Below are 18,831 nucleotides of genomic sequence, written 5' to 3'. Positions count from 1 at the left end.
AGGAAACTTTTTAAAAACCTACTACTATTCGATCTTAAGAAAGTGAGTAATTTGGTGCTTCTTTTGTAATTTGAACATCATGTGGATGACTTTCCCTTAAGCCAGCACCTGTCATTTTTACAAATTGAGCATTTTCTCTTAATTCATATAGATCCTTTGTCCCACAGTATCCCATACCAGAGCGAATTCCACCAACTAATTGATAAATCGTATCAGAAAGTGGTCCTTTGTAAGGAAGTCTACCTTCAATACCTTCTGGAACAAATTTTTTGTTATCCTCTTGGAAGTAACGATCTTTAGATCCTTTTTCCATCGCTGCAACTGAACCCATTCCTCTATATACTTTAAATCTTCTACCTTGGAAAATTTCTGTCTCTCCTGGGCTTTCAGATACACCTGCAAGTAAACTTCCTAACATAACCGCATGTCCACCCGCTGCTAAAGCTTTTACAATATCACCAGAGTATTTAATTCCTCCATCAGCAATAATGGATTTACCGTGCTTTCTAGCCTCAGTAGCACAATCATAAACTGCTGTAATTTGAGGAACACCTACACCAGCAACTACACGTGTTGTACAAATAGAGCCTGGTCCAATCCCAACTTTAACAATATCTGCTCCAGCTTCAATTAATGCTCTTGTTCCTTCTGCAGTAGCTACATTACCTGCGATAATAGTTAAATCAGGGTATGCGTTTCTAATGTCTCTAATACCCTCTAGTACGCCACGGGAGTGACCATGGGCAGTATCAATGACAATTACATCAACATTTGACTTCACAAGCAATTCTACTCGTTTTAACGCATCGTTTGTTACTCCAACAGCAGCACCCACTAATAATCTTCCTTGAGCATCTTTTGCTGAATGAGGAAATTCAATTACTTTTTCTATATCTTTAATTGTGATTAATCCCTTTAATACACCTTCTTCATCGATTAAAGGTAATTTTTCAATCTTGTATTTTTGTAAGATTTTTTCTGCTTCTTCTAAGGTTGTTCCTACTGGAGCCGTTACTAAATTTTCTTTCGTCATAACATCTGAAATTTTAATGGAAAAGTCTTCAATAAAACGAAGGTCTCGGTTAGTAAGAATACCTACTAGTTTTTGCTCATCGTTATTATTAACAATTGGCACACCAGAAATACGATATTTACCCATTAAATGCTCTGCATCAAATACTTGGTGTTCTGGAGTTAAAAAGAAAGGATCTGTGATTACACCACTCTCTGAGCGTTTTACTTTATCTACCTGCTCAGCCTGTTGTTCAATAGACATGTTTTTATGAATAATACCTAATCCACCTTGTCTTGCAATGGCAATAGCCATTTCTGCTTCTGTTACTGTATCCATTCCTGCACTAATAAGCGGAATGTTTAGGTTAAGATTTTCCGCTAATTTTACCTTTAAGCTTACATCTCGAGGCAAAACTTCCGATTTAGCTGGAATTAAAAGAACATCATCAAACGTTAATCCTTCTTTTGCAAATTTACTTTCCCACATTTTAACGCCTCCATATTGTTAAAAATATTATTAGTAGGTTATCAATTGGATAAAATACTGTCAAGGTTAGTTTAATATGTTTAACTTTTCAAAAAATTCTAGGAGGTTTAAAAATGTCCAATTTTTATAAAGACTGGAGCTCTTTTAGTTGTTTTTTTTCCGCAGAATACAGCCAAAATTTTCTAAAAAAATGCTATCGTATTTTACATATATCCGATATAGAATCAAAAAGCTATCAAAATTGCTATCCCTTCATGTACTTTTTAGAACATGGAAAATTATACTACCAGCAAGCAAAGAACGCTCCTTTGAGTATTCAGCCCATCCTCTTATTTTATGGCCTAGTTCATTTAATAAAAGCATGTTTACTTACAATTGATCCAAGTTATCCAAACACAACTTCTGTTTTAGCACATGGCGTTTCAACAAGAAAACTTAAAAAGCAACAATACTTATTTTTTCAAGACGAAGTAAAGATTCAAAAAAATGGGCTGTTTACTTATATGGCAGAAAAAATGTTTCACTGTAAAAACCTTGAAGGAGAAAAAGTGAAAATGGAATACCTTTTAAATCAAATTCCTGAATTATCAACTTTGTTTCAGGCATTAGAAGGGAAATCCACTTTCATACAAGCGAAGTATCATCACCCACTTTTAGTCATTCCAAAACAAATATTAGATTTATACTTTATGAATGCTAATCATTTTATAAAGTATCTTGAAAGGAATCATGGAATTCAGATAGAGGAAGTGGAGGAAAATAAAAAAGAGTTGGGCATTCGGCTTTTAGAACCTATCTATGGGAATAAATTCATTCATTGGGATAGCAGGGAAAAATCAAATGTTCTTTCTACCGATAAAGAAATAACTTGTTTTTCAAATGAACTATTAAGTCATTATTTAATTTTATATAACCTAAGTATGATTGCTAGATATGAAATTGAATGGTGGAGTGAATTATTAAAAACAATGCCAAATAAAGATTATCCCTTTATTGAATCCTTTTTACTAATAGCTGCAGAAAAAGGTCCTCAGTTGGTTTATCAATTTTTAGAAAATCTAGCAAATAGCTAATGGGAGCTCAGACTAGCTGGTTTCCCTTTTTCTAGACTATATTTTTTAGTCTTGGTCTTGTTTAGTAAAAAAAAACAAGCATCCACCAAAGTAGATGCTTGTTTCATTAGTGCCTGGCGACGTCCTACTCTCACAGGGGGAGAACCCCCAACTACCATCGGCGCTGAGAAGCTTAACTTCCGTGTTCGGTATGGGAACGGGTGTGACCTTCTCGCTATCGCCACCAGACTTATTTAGTTAGAGAATTGTTCTCTCAAAACTAAATCATTTTAGAAGTAAACCATTTTGCCGAGTAATCTTACTTAGCTTGCGCTAAGATTTTTTAGTTAAGTCCTCGATCTATTAGTATCAGTCAGCTCCACATGTCGCCACGCTTCCACCTCTGACCTATCAACCTGATCATCTTTCAGGGATCTTACTAGCTTGCGCTATGGGAAATCTCATCTTGAGGGGGGCTTCATGCTTAGATGCTTTCAGCACTTATCCCTTCCGCACATAGCTACCCAGCGATGCCTTTGGCAAGACAACTGGTACACCAGCGGTGCGTCCATCCCGGTCCTCTCGTACTAAGGACAGCTCCTCTCAAATTTCCTACGCCCACGACGGATAGGGACCGAACTGTCTCACGACGTTCTGAACCCAGCTCGCGTACCGCTTTAATGGGCGAACAGCCCAACCCTTGGGACCGACTACAGCCCCAGGATGCGATGAGCCGACATCGAGGTGCCAAACCTCCCCGTCGATGTGGACTCTTGGGGGAGATAAGCCTGTTATCCCCGGGGTAGCTTTTATCCGTTGAGCGATGGCCCTTCCATGCGGAACCACCGGATCACTAAGCCCGACTTTCGTCCCTGCTCGACTTGTAGGTCTCGCAGTCAAGCTCCCTTGTGCCTTTACACTCTACGAATGATTTCCAACCATTCTGAGGGAACCTTTGGGCGCCTCCGTTACTTTTTAGGAGGCGACCGCCCCAGTCAAACTGCCCACCTGACACTGTCTCCCACCCCGATAAGGGGTGCGGGTTAGAATGTCAATACAGCCAGGGTAGTATCCCACCAATGCCTCCACCGAAGCTGGCGCTCCGGCTTCCAAGGCTCCTACCTATCCTGTACAAGCTGTACCAAAATTCAATATCAGGCTGCAGTAAAGCTCCACGGGGTCTTTCCGTCCTGTCGCGGGTAACCTGCATCTTCACAGGTACTATAATTTCACCGAGTCTCTCGTTGAGACAGTGCCCAGATCGTTACACCTTTCGTGCGGGTCGGAACTTACCCGACAAGGAATTTCGCTACCTTAGGACCGTTATAGTTACGGCCGCCGTTTACTGGGGCTTCAATTCAGAGCTTCGCGCGAACGCTAACCCCTCCTCTTAACCTTCCAGCACCGGGCAGGTGTCAGCCCCTATACTTCGCCTTGCGGCTTCGCAGAGACCTGTGTTTTTGCTAAACAGTCGCCTGGGCCTATTCACTGCGGCTCTCTCGGGCTTTAACACCCAAAAGAGCACCCCTTCTCCCGAAGTTACGGGGTCATTTTGCCGAGTTCCTTAACGAGAGTTCTCTCGCTCACCTTAGGATTCTCTCCTCGCCTACCTGTGTCGGTTTGCGGTACGGGCACCATAAATCTCGCTAGAGGCTTTTCTTGGCAGTGTGGAATCAGGAACTTCGGTACTATATTTCCCTCGCCGTCACAGCTCCGCCGTATGGTAATGGGATTTGCCTCATTACCGGCCTAACTGCTTGGACGTGCTAATCCAACAGCACGCTTACCCTATCCTCCTGCGTCCCCCCATTGCTCAAACGATTTAAAGGTGGTACAGGAATATCAACCTGTTGTCCATCGCCTACGCTTTTCAGCCTCGGCTTAGGTCCCGACTAACCCTGAGCGGACGAGCCTTCCTCAGGAAACCTTAGGCATTCGGTGGATGAGATTCTCACTCATCTTTCGCTACTCATACCGGCATTCTCACTTCTAAGCGCTCCACCAGTCCTTACGGTCTAGCTTCAACGCCCTTAGAACGCTCTCCTACCACTGACATCATAGATGTCAATCCACAGCTTCGGTGATACGTTTAGCCCCGGTACATTTTCGGCGCAGAGTCACTCGACCAGTGAGCTATTACGCACTCTTTAAATGGTGGCTGCTTCTAAGCCAACATCCTGGTTGTCTAAGCAACTCCACATCCTTTTCCACTTAACGTATACTTTGGGACCTTAGCTGGTGGTCTGGGCTGTTTCCCTCTTGACCACGGATCTTATCACTCGTAGTCTGACTCCCAAGAATAAGTATTTGGCATTCGGAGTTTGTCTGAATTCGGTAACCCGATGGGGGCCCCTAGTCCAAACAGTGCTCTACCTCCAATACTCTAAATCTTGAGGCTAGCCCTAAAGCTATTTCGGAGAGAACCAGCTATCTCCAAGTTCGATTGGAATTTCTCCGCTACCCACACCTCATCCCCGCACTTTTCAACGTGCGTGGGTTCGGGCCTCCATCCAGTGTTACCTGGACTTCACCCTGGACATGGGTAGATCACCTGGTTTCGGGTCTACAACCACATACTATTTCGCCCTATTCAGACTCGCTTTCGCTGCGGCTCCGTCTTATCAACTTAACCTCGCATGTAATCGTAACTCGCCGGTTCATTCTACAAAAGGCACGCTATCACCCATAAAAGGGCTCTAACTACTTGTAGGCACACGGTTTCAGGATCTATTTCACTCCCCTTCCGGGGTGCTTTTCACCTTTCCCTCACGGTACTGGTTCACTATCGGTCACTAGGGAGTATTTAGCCTTGGGAGATGGTCCTCCCTGCTTCCGACGGGATTTCTCGTGTCCCGCCGTACTCAGGATACACTCAAGAGGGAACGAAGTTTCGACTACAGGGTTTTTACCTTCTACGACTGACCTTTCCAGATCGATTCGTCTACCCCGTTCCTTTGTAACTCCATATAGAGTGTCCTACAACCCCAAGAGGCAAGCCTCTTGGTTTGGGCTAATCCCGTTTCGCTCGCCGCTACTCAGGGAATCGCGTTTGCTTTCTCTTCCTCCGGGTACTTAGATGTTTCAGTTCCCCGGGTCTGCCTTCAGTACCCTATGTATTCAGGTAAAGATTCTATCCCATTACGGATAGAGGGTTTCCCCATTCGGAAATCTCTGGATCAAAGCTTACTTACAGCTCCCCAAAGCATATCGGTGTTAATCCCGTCCTTCATCGGCTCCTAGTGCCAAGGCATCCACCGTGCGCCCTTTCTAACTTAACTTAGTTTCGACCAAAGATAAGCGGCGTATCTCTTCGTCAGCTCTCTCACTCTGCTCCTCACGTACTAGCGTACGCTCCGGTGCTCGCTCGGTCGCTTCCTTGACCTACTTGCTTCTCTTTGCTCTCAAATCTTCGAATAAGCATTCGATTAATACGATTACTTTTCAAAGAAGTAATTCTCTAAAATAGAGAATCTAAGATGGCGATTACTCGGTTTATCTTGGTTACTTCTATTTAATGATTTAGTTTTCAAAGAACAATTTTGGTGGAGCTTAGCGGGATCGAACCGCTGACCTCCTGCGTGCAAGGCAGGCGCTCTCCCAGCTGAGCTAAAGCCCCAAAAATGGTATATAATTTTAAAATGGTGGGCCTAAATGGACTCGAACCATCGACCTCACGCTTATCAGGCGTGCGCTCTAACCAGCTGAGCTATAGGCCCATTTTATGTTTGATAAAGTAAAAAGGTTCTTACCTTATCTATTTTTTGAGGAATTGCTCCCTCAAAACTGAACAACAAATCGTCAACAATCTTTGATGGAATGTAAATTCCATTTTCCTTAGAAAGGAGGTGATCCAGCCGCACCTTCCGATACGGCTACCTTGTTACGACTTCACCCCAATCATCTATCCCACCTTAGGCGGCTGGCTCCATAAAGGTTACCCCACCGACTTCGGGTGTTACAAACTCTCGTGGTGTGACGGGCGGTGTGTACAAGGCCCGGGAACGTATTCACCGCGGCATGCTGATCCGCGATTACTAGCGATTCCAGCTTCATGTAGGCGAGTTGCAGCCTACAATCCGAACTGAGAATGGTTTTATGGGATTTGCTAGGCGTCGCCGCTTTGCTGCCCTTTGTACCATCCATTGTAGCACGTGTGTAGCCCAGGTCATAAGGGGCATGATGATTTGACGTCATCCCCACCTTCCTCCGGTTTGTCACCGGCAGTCACCTTAGAGTGCCCAACTTAATGCTGGCAACTAAGATCAAGGGTTGCGCTCGTTGCGGGACTTAACCCAACATCTCACGACACGAGCTGACGACAACCATGCACCACCTGTCACTCTGTCCCCCGAAGGGGAACGTCCTATCTCTAGGAGTGTCAGAGGATGTCAAGACCTGGTAAGGTTCTTCGCGTTGCTTCGAATTAAACCACATGCTCCACCGCTTGTGCGGGCCCCCGTCAATTCCTTTGAGTTTCAGCCTTGCGGCCGTACTCCCCAGGCGGAGTGCTTAATGCGTTTGCTGCAGCACTAAAGGGCGGAAACCCTCTAACACTTAGCACTCATCGTTTACGGCGTGGACTACCAGGGTATCTAATCCTGTTTGCTCCCCACGCTTTCGCGCCTCAGCGTCAGTTACAGACCAAAGAGTCGCCTTCGCCACTGGTGTTCCTCCACATCTCTACGCATTTCACCGCTACACGTGGAATTCCACTCTTCTCTTCTGCACTCAAGTCCCCCAGTTTCCAATGACCCTCCACGGTTGAGCCGTGGGCTTTCACATCAGACTTAAAGGACCGCCTGCGCGCGCTTTACGCCCAATAATTCCGGACAACGCTTGCCACCTACGTATTACCGCGGCTGCTGGCACGTAGTTAGCCGTGGCTTTCTGGTTAGGTACCGTCAAGGTACAAGCAGTTACTCTTGTACTTGTTCTTCCCTAACAACAGAGTTTTACGATCCGAAAACCTTCATCACTCACGCGGCGTTGCTCCGTCAGACTTTCGTCCATTGCGGAAGATTCCCTACTGCTGCCTCCCGTAGGAGTCTGGGCCGTGTCTCAGTCCCAGTGTGGCCGATCACCCTCTCAGGTCGGCTACGCATCGTTGCCTTGGTGAGCCGTTACCTCACCAACTAGCTAATGCGCCGCGGGCCCATCTGTAAGTGACAGCGTAAACCGTCTTTCAGCTTTTCCACATGAGTGGAAAAGGATTATCCGGTATTAGCTCCGGTTTCCCGAAGTTATCCCAGTCTTACAGGCAGGTTGCCCACGTGTTACTCACCCGTCCGCCGCTAACTTTAAAAGCAAGCTTTTAAAGTCCGCTCGACTTGCATGTATTAGGCACGCCGCCAGCGTTCGTCCTGAGCCAGGATCAAACTCTCCAATAAAGAGTTGATTAGCTCATTGCTAAACTCTAGCTTTTTTGTTACTTGTTGTCATTCTATAACGTTAGTTATAAAACGTTTATTGTTGACGTTTGTTTGTTCAGTTTTCAAAGAGCAATCTCATAAGAGACAACTTTTAAATGATATCACATTGATAGTTAATTAGTCAATATGTTTTTCAAAAAGTTTTTCATGTCTCTTGCTGACTTGTATTATTATAGCAACGTTTATACTACTATGCAATAGTTTTTTAAAACTTTTTCAAGAAAAAAACAATTATTTTATATTAAATATATTTCCCCTCTTTCTTAGAGAAGTCATTTCTCTATAAATTCATTCTGAATGAACAAAGAAAATCTCCTTATTTAAAAATACATCATTACATGAAAAGACATCTTATCTTCGTCAACCAAACCATACAATTATCTTTTTTCTACTAGCTTAATATCAATATTCTAGAGTCTCTTCTATAAATAAATGTCTATTTTTTTCTAAATCAAGAATCAAATTGTTTTCTAACGTTTTAACTAAAGGTCTAGTTGGGGTGTTACTTATAAACAAAATTTCTGCTTTTTCTCCGTTTGATAATCTAATTTTACTCCCTGTAGTAAATTGAGTGATCGCATTACTAAGTGATTGTAAGACAGTTATATCAAATTTCCCAAAATGATCCTGACGCATTTGTTCAACCACTCGAAAAGGAGATTGTTTCTTCCGATATAATCTTTCTGATGTCATTGCATGAAAAGTATCGGCTACAGCTATAATCTTAGCGAAAGCATGTATCTTATTATCAGCATTTCCCATTGGATATCCACTTCCATCTACTCTTTCATGATGTTGATAAATAGCAAGACGAGTTTCATTTTTTAATAAAGTATGTTCAGGAATCATTTCTAAACTGTATCTAGTATGTTTTTTAACTTCATTAAATTCTTCTTCCGTTAGTGGTTCTATTTTATGCAATAATCGTTGGTTAATCTTAGCCATTCCAGCATCACTTAAACAACCTGCCAATGCTACCTGAACCATATCTCTATAGCTATAGTTCATCTTTTGGGCTATAAGTGCACTGATAACTGCAACCGCAATAGAGTGCTGATAAAGGTATTCTTTTTTATTAGATAAGTGATAGAGTGAAAAAATTTCTTTTGACACGCTTTCTAGCTCATCTAATAACGGTAAAAGGATATTTCTAACATTTGCTATATTTACAGATAATCCAGATTGCCATGATATAAATTCTTTTTTATATAATTGAACTGTTTGCAAAAAAAGCTCTAAAAAATCATTTTTCTTTTCTTCCCTAATCTGTTTAGGAATAGAGGAGCTTGATTCCATAATTTTCGTGCCATCTATTTGCGTATTTTCGATGACAATTTCCTTTACTAAGAAAGCTTTCAATATCTTTATATGTTCCTCTTCTAATACTGTTTTTGCGGTAATAATCGGTCTATTTGTTCGTATATATATATCCTCTGCTAAAATACTTCCATTTTGCAACTCTTCTACCTTTATAATCATTTCAAACCACCTTTTAAAAATGGACTTTTTTACTATTTTAATTTATTTTTCCACAAATGTAACCTATTAAATTATGACTTTACACCTAAAAACCATTTTACTTTTTATTCTCGCTATCCATAAACTTTATTTAAAAGCAAAATAATATCTATAAAAAAAGAGATGTCTTTATTGGTTTCCCTAAAGACATCTCTAAAATATTATTCGTCTGAATCCGTATCATTTTCTAAAGATTCTTGTTGTGTTTCTTCAGAAAGGTTCTCTACTTCTTCGTCTTCTATTTCTTCATCTTCTTTTTCTACTATAGCAACAGTTGCTACAAATTCATTTTCATTTTCGTTAAGTTTAATTAATCGAACACCCTGTGTGCTTCTACCCATAGTGGAAATATCACTAACAGCCATTCTGATTAAAACGCCGCCAGTTGTAATAATCATTAAATCTTCTTCCCCTGTCACTACCTTCATAGAAACAAGAGTACCATTCTTATCAGTGACATTACATGTTTTAATACCTTTTCCGCCTCTACCTTGAACTCTATATTCATCAAGCGGCGTTCTTTTTCCATAGCCATACTTTGTTACAATTAGAATTTCTGAATCTTCCTCAAGAACTTCCATCCCTACAACTTCATCACCAGATGATAGAGTAATACCTTTCACCCCAGTTGCTGTTCTTCCCATTGAACGTACATCTGTTTCTGGGAAACGGATAAGTAAGCCGTTTTTCGTACCAATAATAATTTCCTTTGATCCATCTGTTAAGCGTACAGAGATTAGCTCATCATCTTCTCTTAAATTAACAGCGATTAAACCATTGTTTCTTATATTGGCAAACGATGATAATGGAGAACGTTTAGAGATTCCTTCTTTTGTGGTAAAGAATAGGTACCAATCATCGACAAATTCTGAAACTGGAATGATTGCATTTACCCACTCATCTTTTTCCACACCTAATAGGTTAATAATTGGAATACCTTTTGCTGTCCGACTGAATTCTGGTATCTCATAGCCTTTCAATCGGTATACTTTCCCTTTATTCGTAAAGAATAGGATAGTATCATGGGTAGATGTGGAGCTTAGCTGTTCAACAAAGTCATCCTCATTCGTCCCCATTCCCTGAATTCCACGCCCACCACGTCTTTGCGCTCGGTAAGTAGAAGCTGGAAGTCTCTTAATATAACCATTATGAGTTAACGTAATGATAATATTTTCTTCAGGAATTAAATCCTCATCTTCGATTGTTTCAATTCCGCCAGCAACAATTTCCGTACGGCGAATATCATTAAATCGTTCCTTCACTTCTAAAAGCTCTTCACGAATAATCTCTAAGATTTTTTCTTCATCTGCTAGAATTGCTTTTAATTCCGCAATTAACTTCACTAATTCTCGATATTCGTCCTCGATTTTCTCTCTTTCTAAGCCAGTTAATCTTTGTAGACGCATATCAAGAATTGCTTGTGCTTGTTTTTCAGAAAGATTAAAATTCGTCATTAATCCTTCCCGAGCAATATCTGTTGTACGCGAGCTACGAATTAAGCTAATCACTTCGTCTAAATGATCTAACGCAATACGCAGTCCTTCTAAAATATGTGCTCGAGCTTCTGCTTTTCTTAATTCGAATTCAGTTCTTCTACGTATAATTACCTTTTGGTGATCTAAATAATAAGCTAGACACTGTTTTAAATTAAGTACCTTTGGTTGTCCGTCTACTAATGCAAGAAGATTGATACCAAAGCTTGTCTGCATAGCCGTATGTTTGTATAAATTGTTTAATAGAACATTAGCATTTGCGTCTTTTCGCACTTCGATTACAATACGCATTCCAGTACGGTCAGACTCATCTCGTAAATCAGTGATTCCATCAATTTTCTTATCACGTACTAGTTCTGCTATGCGCTCAACTAGTCGAGCTTTATTGACCTGATAAGGAATTTCTTTCACAATAATAACTTCCTTACCACTAGGCTTCACTTCAATTTCTACTCTTGCTCGTAATATAATGGAGCCTCTACCTGTTTCATATGCTTTTCTAATCCCACTTCTACCAACAATCATTCCATACGTTGGAAAATCTGGTCCTGGTATAATTTCCATTAATTCAGGTATTGTGATATCGGGGTTTTTACTAACTTCTAGAACACCATCAATTATTTCTCCCAATTGATGAGGAGGAATATTCGTAGCCATTCCAACTGCTATTCCGCTCGTACCATTTACAAGTAAATTTGGGAAACGAGAAGGTAATACAACTGGTTCTTTTTCTTCGCCATCAAAGTTTGGCTTATAATCAATAGTATCTTTATTAATATCTCGTAATAGCTCCATTGCTATTTTAGACATTCTTGCTTCTGTGTAACGCATTGCTGCAGCTGAATCACCATCTACAGATCCAAAGTTACCATGTCCATCAACTAGCATATAACGGTAGTTGAAATCCTGCGCCATACGAACCATTGTCTCATAAACAGCACTATCACCATGTGGATGATACTTCCCGATTACTTCACCAACAATACGCGCTGATTTCTTAAATGGTTTATCCGAGTGCATCCCAAGATCATGCATGGCATATAAAATACGTCGGTGTACAGGCTTTAAGCCATCTCGCACATCTGGAAGTGCACGTGAGACAATAACACTCATCGCGTAATCTAAAAAGGAATCACGCATTTCTTTACTTATATTTCTATCTTTAATTTGAGAATTTGGCATATCAGCCATGGAAGGAACCTCCTTAAGAAACAATTAGATTTTCTTTCTCTTCTTACTAGCAAAAAGGAAAATCTAATCGAATTCCTCATAATTAATAGGAATAACGAACCGTCTAAAGAAATACACAAGGTGCCAATCTAATCAGCACCAAATTTCTTTTCCTATCTTTAAACATCTAGATTTTTTACATAAGTTGCATTTTCTTCGATAAAGTTTCTGCGCGGCTCCACTTTATCACCCATGAGCATTTCAAATGTTTCATCTGCTTCAATTACATCATCTAAGCTTACCTGTAAAAGCACTCTTTTTTCAGGATCCATTGTTGTATCCCATAATTGCTCTGCATTCATTTCTCCTAATCCTTTATAACGTTGAATATTTGGCTTAGGATTAGCTGGCAAAGTACTTAGAACTTGTTGTAATTGTGCATCACTATAGGCATATTCAAGCTTTTTCCCTTGTTTAATACTATATAAAGGTGGCTGTGCAATATAGATATAACCAGCTTCTACAATTTTTCTCATATAACGATAGAAGAAGGTTAACAATAGAGTTCGGATATGCGCTCCATCGACATCGGCGTCTGTCATAATAACAATTTTATGATATCTAGCTTTTGATATATCATAATCATCCCCGATTCCAGTTCCAATTGCAGTAATCATAGAACGAACTTCATTATTGGACAAAATTCGATCCAATCTCGCTTTTTCTACGTTAAGAATTTTCCCTCTCAACGGAAGAATTGCTTGGAAATGACGATCTCGACCTGATTTTGCCGAACCACCCGCTGAGTCACCCTCTACAATGAATAATTCACTGATTTTCGGATCTCTTGAGGAGCAATCCGCCAATTTACCAGGTAAGCTTGAAACCTCAAGAGCACTTTTTCGACGGGTTAATTCCCTTGCTTTTTTCGCTGCAATTCTTGCTCGTAAAGCCATTTGACCTTTATCGACAATTTTCCGAGCTACAGTAGGATTCTCTAAAAGGAATTTCTCAAGATGTTCAGAAAAAACAGTATCTGTAATAGCACGGACTTCTGAATTTCCTAATTTCGTTTTGGTTTGCCCTTCAAATTGTGGATCTGGATGCTTAACAGAAACAATCGCCACAATCCCTTCCCTTACATCCTCACCAGAAAGATTTGTATCGGATTCTTTTAATAAGCTATTTTTTCTTGCATAATCATTAATCACACGAGTAAGAGCTGTTTTGAAACCAAATTCATGCGTTCCACCTTCATGGGTATTAATATTGTTAGCAAATGAAAAAATATTTCCCGTATAGCCATCATTATATTGAAAAGAAATCTCGACATTTATGCCGTCTTTTTCTCCTTCAATATAAATCGGTTCTTCAAAAAGCACTTCTTTATTTCGATTTAAATGCTCTACATAGGACTTTATACCACCCTCATAATGGTATTCTTTCCTTTTCTCCATACCTTCACGCATATCTTCAATCGTAATACGAATAGCGCGATTCAAGAAAGCAAGCTCTCTGATACGGTTAGCCAAGATTTCAAAATCATACTCTAATGTTTCCTTAAAAATCTCACCATCTGGTTTAAAGCGTGTAGTCGTACCAGTATGATCTGTTTCACCAATTATTTTCAAATCAGCGGCAGGTACACCCTTTTGATATTTTTGGTAATAGACATTCCCATCACGGTGAACAAAAACTTCTAATTCCGTTGAAAGAGCATTTACTACAGAAGCACCAACACCATGAAGTCCTCCAGAAACTTTATAGCCTCCACCGCCAAATTTTCCTCCGGCATGAAGAACAGTCATGATTACTTCTACAGCAGGTCTTCCCATTTTCTCCTGAATACCAACAGGAATTCCGCGACCATTATCTTTAACAGTAATACTATTATCTTTTTCAATAATGACATTAATCTCATTACAAAAACCGGCTAGCGCCTCATCGATACTGTTATCGACAATTTCCCATACTAAATGGTGGAGACCTCGACTACTTGTTGACCCAATATACATCCCTGGTCTTTTTCTTACAGCCTCTAGGCCTTCTAAAACCTGTATCTGACTTTCATCATAAGATTGTTGTTCAACTGGATTTTGTTCCGTTGACATATCGATCACCTAACTTTCCATTAACATCGAAAATTTTTACATTGTATTTTGCATCCATTAGTACTCTTGAACAGTTAACTGGACCGTTCGTTTTTTTAACGTATTAGAAGCAATCGGTGAAAAATAGATAGTATCCTTCGTTATCACAATAGATTTATAAGATGAACCTTTCCCATTAATCATTGCTTTTTGCCGTTCTAAAAATTCTTTTGAAATAGGAGATGACTCTACTGTTTGTTTATCTAATATAGTTATAATTTCTGAAGTTCGGACAAGAATATTTTCTCCAATATGAACGTACACTTTTTTCACCTCAAAGCTATTGAATCTTTTTTATTGTTCCTGATTCAACTTGATAAGTCGCTGCTTCTTTTAACGTATGATGGTCTATGCCATCAACACTCGTTGTCGTAACAAAAGTCTGTACTTTTCCTTGAATGGTATTTAACAAATGAGATTGACGATAGTCATCCAATTCAGAAAGCACATCATCTAAAAGTAGAATCGGATATTCACGTATTTCTGAATAAATCAGTTCAATCTCTGCCATTTTAATGGATAACGCAGTCGTTCTTTGCTGTCCTTGTGAACCAAAAGTTTGCACATCTCTATTGTTCACATAAAACAGCATATCATCACGATGAGGTCCAAATAAGGTTATTCCTCTATCAATTTCTCGTTTTTTTAGATTCTGGAATTTTTCTTCGTATACACTCTTCATTTTCGACAAATCCTGATCTTCTGATACATCAACAGAAGGTTTATAGCGAATTTCCAGTGTTTCTAGCCCCCGAGATATTCCTTTATGAATAGGCACCGCCCACTTTTCCAGCAAATGCAGAAATTCAAAACGCTTCGCTACCACTTTAACTGCCATATCAATAAATTGCTCTGTCAAAATCTCAAGCATGGTATGATCGGTTTGTTTATTCATTTGTAGTTGTTTTAAGTAGGTGTTTCGCTGGTGTAGTATTTTTTGATATTGTCCCATATCATGCAAATATACAGGTGATATTTGCCCAATTTCCATATCAATAAATCTTCTTCTAATTTGTGGGCTACCTTTTACTAGGTTTAAGTCTTCAGGTGCGAACATGACTACGTTCATATTGCCGATATATTGACTCAATTTCCGCTGCTCTATATGATTAAATTTTGCTTTTTTTCCCTTTTTGGACACAACTAACTGCATGGGGACTTTCCCATGTGTTTTGACTAATCTACCTTCTATTTTAGCATACTCTTTGTCCCAACAAATAAGTTCTTTATCATTTGAGGTTCGATGAGACTTCGCCATAGCTAGAACATAGATTGATTCCATCACATTGGTTTTCCCTTGTGCATTTTCTCCTAAAATCACATTTACTTTATTCTCAAAAGAAATATCCAGTTCCTCATAATTTCGGTAATTTCTTAAAAGCAACTCATCAATGTACATTTGGTTTCACCCTTTTTACAAAACAGTGTATTTGCCAAATGAAGGAATATTTATTTCATCACCACTTCTTAACTTTCTTCCTCTGCGCTGATCCTGTTCCCCATTTACAAATACCTCATATTCTCCTAGGAACCATTTTGCCATTCCACCTGATTGTATTAACTCTGCTACTTTTAGAAATTGACCTAACGTAATGTAATCCGTATCAATCTTAATTTGATTATTCATTTTTTCACTCTCTCAACTTTAATCGTATCTTTCTATTCTACTAAATAATTAATTGATACACAAAGAAAAGTGTAATATTTCTATAAATTAGTAAGTAATATTCTAAATGAGCGAGATAAAACGATGCTCACAAACGACTTATTAACCAATTTGCATATTCATACACCCTAGTAATAAAAAGAAAAATGGGTGTTCGTTAAATGGAACACCCAATACTTTTTAGTACGTTCTAACTGGCAATATAAGTTGTAAGGTGGAATCATCATTTGTTGGATGAATAACAAAAGGTCTCATTGCTCCAGTAAAACTAATTTTAACTTCTGATCCTTCAAGAACCTTTAGTGCATCCATCATAAATTTAGCACTGAAAGATATCTTCAGTTCTTCACCACTAACAGATTCACTTACTAATTCTTCAATAACTTTTCCTATTTCAGGAGTAAAAGAAGAAATTTCTATTACATTTTCACCCATTGTTGAAAATTTAACAACATTATTTCGACCTTCTCGGGCTAATAGAGAAGCACGATCAATCGATTGGAGGAATTCCTTCGAATTCACAATAATGTCAGTTTTGCTTTCAGTTGGAATCAGGCGATTTGTATCAGGATAATTTCCTTCTAACAAACGAGAGAAGAAAAGAATATGCTTTGTTTTAAATAAAATTTGATTTTCCGTCACTAGAATTTCAACTGGTTCATTGTGATCATCCAAAATACGGTTAAGTTCGTTTAAACTTTTTCCTGGAATAACAATATTAAAAGATTGCTCGGTCTCTGCTTCTATTTTGGCTTTTCTTAAAGCAAGTCGATGGCTATCTGTTGCAATACAGATTAGATCATTATTTTCAATCTTCCAGTTTACACCTGTCAACACTGGTCGTGTTTCTGAGGTGGACACTGCAAAAACAGTTTGTTTAATAATGTTTTTTAATAAATCTGTAGGAACCTTAATTGAATTTTGTTCTGTAATTTGTGGTAAATGCGGATACTCTTCTGAATCGAGTCCATTTAGATTAAATTCTGATTTTCCAGAACGAATGGTTGTTTGTAAATTATCAACGATTATCTCAACTTGATTGGTAGGAAGCTTTTTAACAATTTCACTAAAAAACTTCGCTTGTAGAACGATAGAACCAGGTTGTTGAATATCCACTATCTCTTGTTCATTTTCTTCTTTAGGAATAAAAGATTCGATGGAAATGTCTGAATCACTTCCGGTTAATGTTACTCCTTCTTCACTTGCAACAATCTTTATACCAGTGAGAATAGGTATTGTTGTTCTACTAGTTATTGCTTTCATTACGTCTTGAACACTTTGTACAAGATTCTCTTTTTGGATGATGAATTTCATTAATTGATCCTCCGATTTAATAATTTTTGAATGACAGTTCTAATGGCTTTTTTTAATAATATATTTTTTAAAAAATAGTAGTACAAGTAGTAGGCGCTGTTAGTATGTGGATAACTCGTTTTAGGCAAGTAAACACAGTCTATCAACATGTGGATAGACTGTGTTTAAATAAAGCGAAGTTATACACATTATTCTATCTATACTTTTAAGAGTTCATTTATCTCTTTTAATTGTTTTTGTAGAAGTGAATCAGTTAAAAGCATTTTTGATATTTTTTCATGAGCATGAATGACCGTAGTATGATCACGTCCACCGAATTCTTCTCCGATTTTTGGTAAGGAGAAATCAGTTAGCTCTCTTGATAAATACATAGCGATTTGCCTTGGAAATGCAATTGATTTTGTTCGTTTTTTTGCTTTAAAGTCCTCTAACTTAATATTAAAAAGCTCACCTACAACCTTTTGAATATCATGAATAGTTATTACTCGCGGCTTAGAGCTAGGAACAATATCTTTTAAGGCTTCAGCTGCTAAATCAGCATTGATATCTTTATTAATTAAGGAAGAATAAGCAACAACGCGAATAAGAGCACCTTCTAGCTCACGAATATTCGTATCAATCTGATTAGCAATATAAAGCATTACTTCATTCGGAATGTCTAATCCATCAGCTTTTGCTTTTTTTCTTAAAATAGCAATTCGTGTCTCTAAGTCTGGTGGGGTAATATCAGTGATAAGTCCCCACTCAAAACGGGAGCGCAGGCGATCTTCTAGTGTTGGAATCTCTTTTGGAGGGCGGTCACTAGAGATAATAATTTGTTTGCTTTCCTCATGTAAAGTGTTAAATGTATGGAAAAATTCTTCTTGTGTTGATTCTTTTCCAGCAAGAAATTGAATATCATCTATTAAAAGAACATCTACATTTCGATACTTATCACGGAACTCAGCACCTTTGTTGTCACGAATACTATTGATAAATTCATTTGTGAATTTTTCGGACGATAAATATACCACTTTAGCAGATGGATTATGGTCTAAAACATAATGACCAATTGCATGCATTAAGTGTGTTTTTCCAAGTCCAACTCCTCCATAAATAAATAGAGGATTGTATGCTTTTGCAGGTGCTTCAGCAACAGCAAGAGAAGCGGCATGGGCAAAGCGATTACCAGATCCAATTACAAAAGTATCAAAAGTATACTTTGAATTTAAGATTGTTTGCTCTGTAACTTCTTCTTCCTTTTTCTTCCGTTTTGTAGAAATTTGCTGATCAAATTCCTCTTCCTTTTGATTTTGAGGAATAATAAATTTCACTAGGAGTCCTTCACCCGTAATTTCATAAAGAATTTCAGCAATTAATTGGGAATATCTTTCTTCTAGCCAATCTCGCGCGAATTCATTAGGTGCTGTAACAACTAGAAGATCGCCCTGTAAGGAATGAGCTTTTGTAGGTTTAAGCCATGTATCAAAACTTGGCTTACTGATCTTTGTCTCGATCGTGCTCAAAGCGTTATTCCAAAGATCCGTTATATTGTTCAA

General features: G+C 38.8%; 10 protein-coding genes, 2 tRNA genes and 3 rRNA genes. 1 reads left to right on the top strand and 14 read right to left on the bottom strand.

The window, feature by feature from the left end:
* Positions 1-34: 34 nt before the first annotated feature.
* A complete protein-coding gene (gene guaB, locus NYE52_RS00075; protein ID WP_341191242.1) occupies positions 35-1,501 on the bottom strand; it encodes an IMP dehydrogenase in 1,467 nt (488 codons plus the stop codon).
* A 113-nt stretch (positions 1,502-1,614) separates the two neighbouring features.
* On the opposite strand from guaB, the gene NYE52_RS00070 reads away from it, so the two are divergent.
* The gene (locus NYE52_RS00070; protein WP_341191241.1) at positions 1,615-2,574 is read left to right on the top strand and encodes a YaaC family protein; all 960 of its coding nucleotides are present in this window, start codon (positions 1,615-1,617) and stop codon (positions 2,572-2,574) included.
* A 111-nt stretch (positions 2,575-2,685) separates the two neighbouring features.
* Here the strand turns inward: NYE52_RS00070 and rrf are convergent.
* From rrf to dnaA, 13 genes are all read right to left on the bottom strand, one after another.
* Positions 2,686-2,802: ribosomal RNA gene (gene rrf, locus NYE52_RS00065) — 5S ribosomal RNA — on the bottom strand.
* Positions 2,803-2,896: 94 nt separating this feature from the next.
* A 23S ribosomal RNA gene (locus NYE52_RS00060) occupies positions 2,897-5,831 on the bottom strand.
* A gap of 262 nt (positions 5,832-6,093) precedes the next feature.
* A tRNA-Ala gene (locus NYE52_RS00055) sits at positions 6,094-6,169 on the bottom strand.
* Positions 6,170-6,192: 23 nt separating this feature from the next.
* Positions 6,193-6,269: transfer RNA gene (locus NYE52_RS00050), tRNA-Ile, on the bottom strand.
* 122 nt (positions 6,270-6,391) lie between these two features.
* Positions 6,392-7,940, bottom strand: a 16S ribosomal RNA gene (locus NYE52_RS00045).
* Together the 16S, 23S and 5S rRNA genes with 2 tRNA genes alongside form the textbook arrangement of a ribosomal RNA operon.
* Positions 7,941-8,384: 444 nt before the next feature.
* Entirely contained in the window at positions 8,385-9,461 is a 1,077-nt protein-coding gene (locus NYE52_RS00040) for an HD-GYP domain-containing protein (RefSeq protein WP_341191240.1), read from the bottom strand.
* A gap of 200 nt (positions 9,462-9,661) precedes the next feature.
* Positions 9,662-12,184 carry a DNA gyrase subunit A gene (gene gyrA, locus NYE52_RS00035; RefSeq protein WP_341191239.1) on the bottom strand — a complete coding sequence of 841 codons (2,523 nt, stop codon included), beginning with the start codon at positions 12,182-12,184 and terminating at the stop codon, positions 9,662-9,664.
* Between the two features lie 158 nt (positions 12,185-12,342).
* Positions 12,343-14,274 (bottom strand): DNA topoisomerase (ATP-hydrolyzing) subunit B, encoded by a 1,932-nt coding sequence (gene gyrB, locus NYE52_RS00030; protein ID WP_341191238.1) that lies wholly within the window; start codon positions 14,272-14,274, stop codon positions 12,343-12,345.
* A 57-nt stretch (positions 14,275-14,331) separates the two neighbouring features.
* The gene (gene remB / locus NYE52_RS00025) at positions 14,332-14,577 is read right to left on the bottom strand and encodes an extracellular matrix regulator RemB (protein ID WP_341191237.1); all 246 of its coding nucleotides are present in this window, start codon (positions 14,575-14,577) and stop codon (positions 14,332-14,334) included.
* 16 nt (positions 14,578-14,593) lie between these two features.
* On the bottom strand, positions 14,594-15,712 hold the full coding sequence (gene recF / locus NYE52_RS00020) for a DNA replication/repair protein RecF (protein WP_341191236.1): 1,119 nt from the start codon (positions 15,710-15,712) through the stop codon (positions 14,594-14,596).
* Between the two features lie 15 nt (positions 15,713-15,727).
* Positions 15,728-15,940 (bottom strand): S4 domain-containing protein YaaA, encoded by a 213-nt coding sequence (gene yaaA / locus NYE52_RS00015; protein ID WP_047944608.1) that lies wholly within the window; start codon positions 15,938-15,940, stop codon positions 15,728-15,730.
* A gap of 219 nt (positions 15,941-16,159) precedes the next feature.
* Entirely contained in the window at positions 16,160-17,293 is a 1,134-nt protein-coding gene (dnaN, locus tag NYE52_RS00010; protein WP_341191235.1) for a DNA polymerase III subunit beta, read from the bottom strand.
* Positions 17,294-17,490: 197 nt separating this feature from the next.
* The coding region (dnaA, locus tag NYE52_RS00005; protein WP_445669080.1) for a chromosomal replication initiator protein DnaA at positions 17,491-18,831 on the bottom strand (1,341 nt) is incomplete at its 5' end.

The organism is Niallia sp. FSL W8-0635, assembly GCF_038007965.1.
GTDB lineage: Bacteria > Bacillota > Bacilli > Bacillales > Cytobacillaceae > Niallia.
Note: the sequence above shows the minus strand (reverse complement) of the source record. Positions and strands in the feature narration are given on the sequence as shown.

Coding starts and splice junctions, on each gene's coding strand:
- gyrA (WP_341191239.1), bottom strand. CDS start 12,184: ATGGCTGATATGCCAAATTCTCAAATTAAAGATAGAAATATAAGTAAA.
- gyrB (WP_341191238.1), bottom strand. CDS start 14,274: ATGTCAACGGAACAAAATCCAGTTGAACAACAATCTTATGATGAAAGT.
- NYE52_RS00070 (WP_341191241.1), top strand. CDS start 1,615: ATGTCCAATTTTTATAAAGACTGGAGCTCTTTTAGTTGTTTTTTTTCC.
- yaaA (WP_047944608.1), bottom strand. CDS start 15,940: ATGAATAATCAAATTAAGATTGATACGGATTACATTACGTTAGGTCAA.
- NYE52_RS00040 (WP_341191240.1), bottom strand. CDS start 9,461: ATGATTATAAAGGTAGAAGAGTTGCAAAATGGAAGTATTTTAGCAGAG.
- recF (WP_341191236.1), bottom strand. CDS start 15,712: ATGTACATTGATGAGTTGCTTTTAAGAAATTACCGAAATTATGAGGAA.
- dnaN (WP_341191235.1), bottom strand. CDS start 17,293: ATGAAATTCATCATCCAAAAAGAGAATCTTGTACAAAGTGTTCAAGAC.
- guaB (WP_341191242.1), bottom strand. CDS start 1,501: ATGTGGGAAAGTAAATTTGCAAAAGAAGGATTAACGTTTGATGATGTT.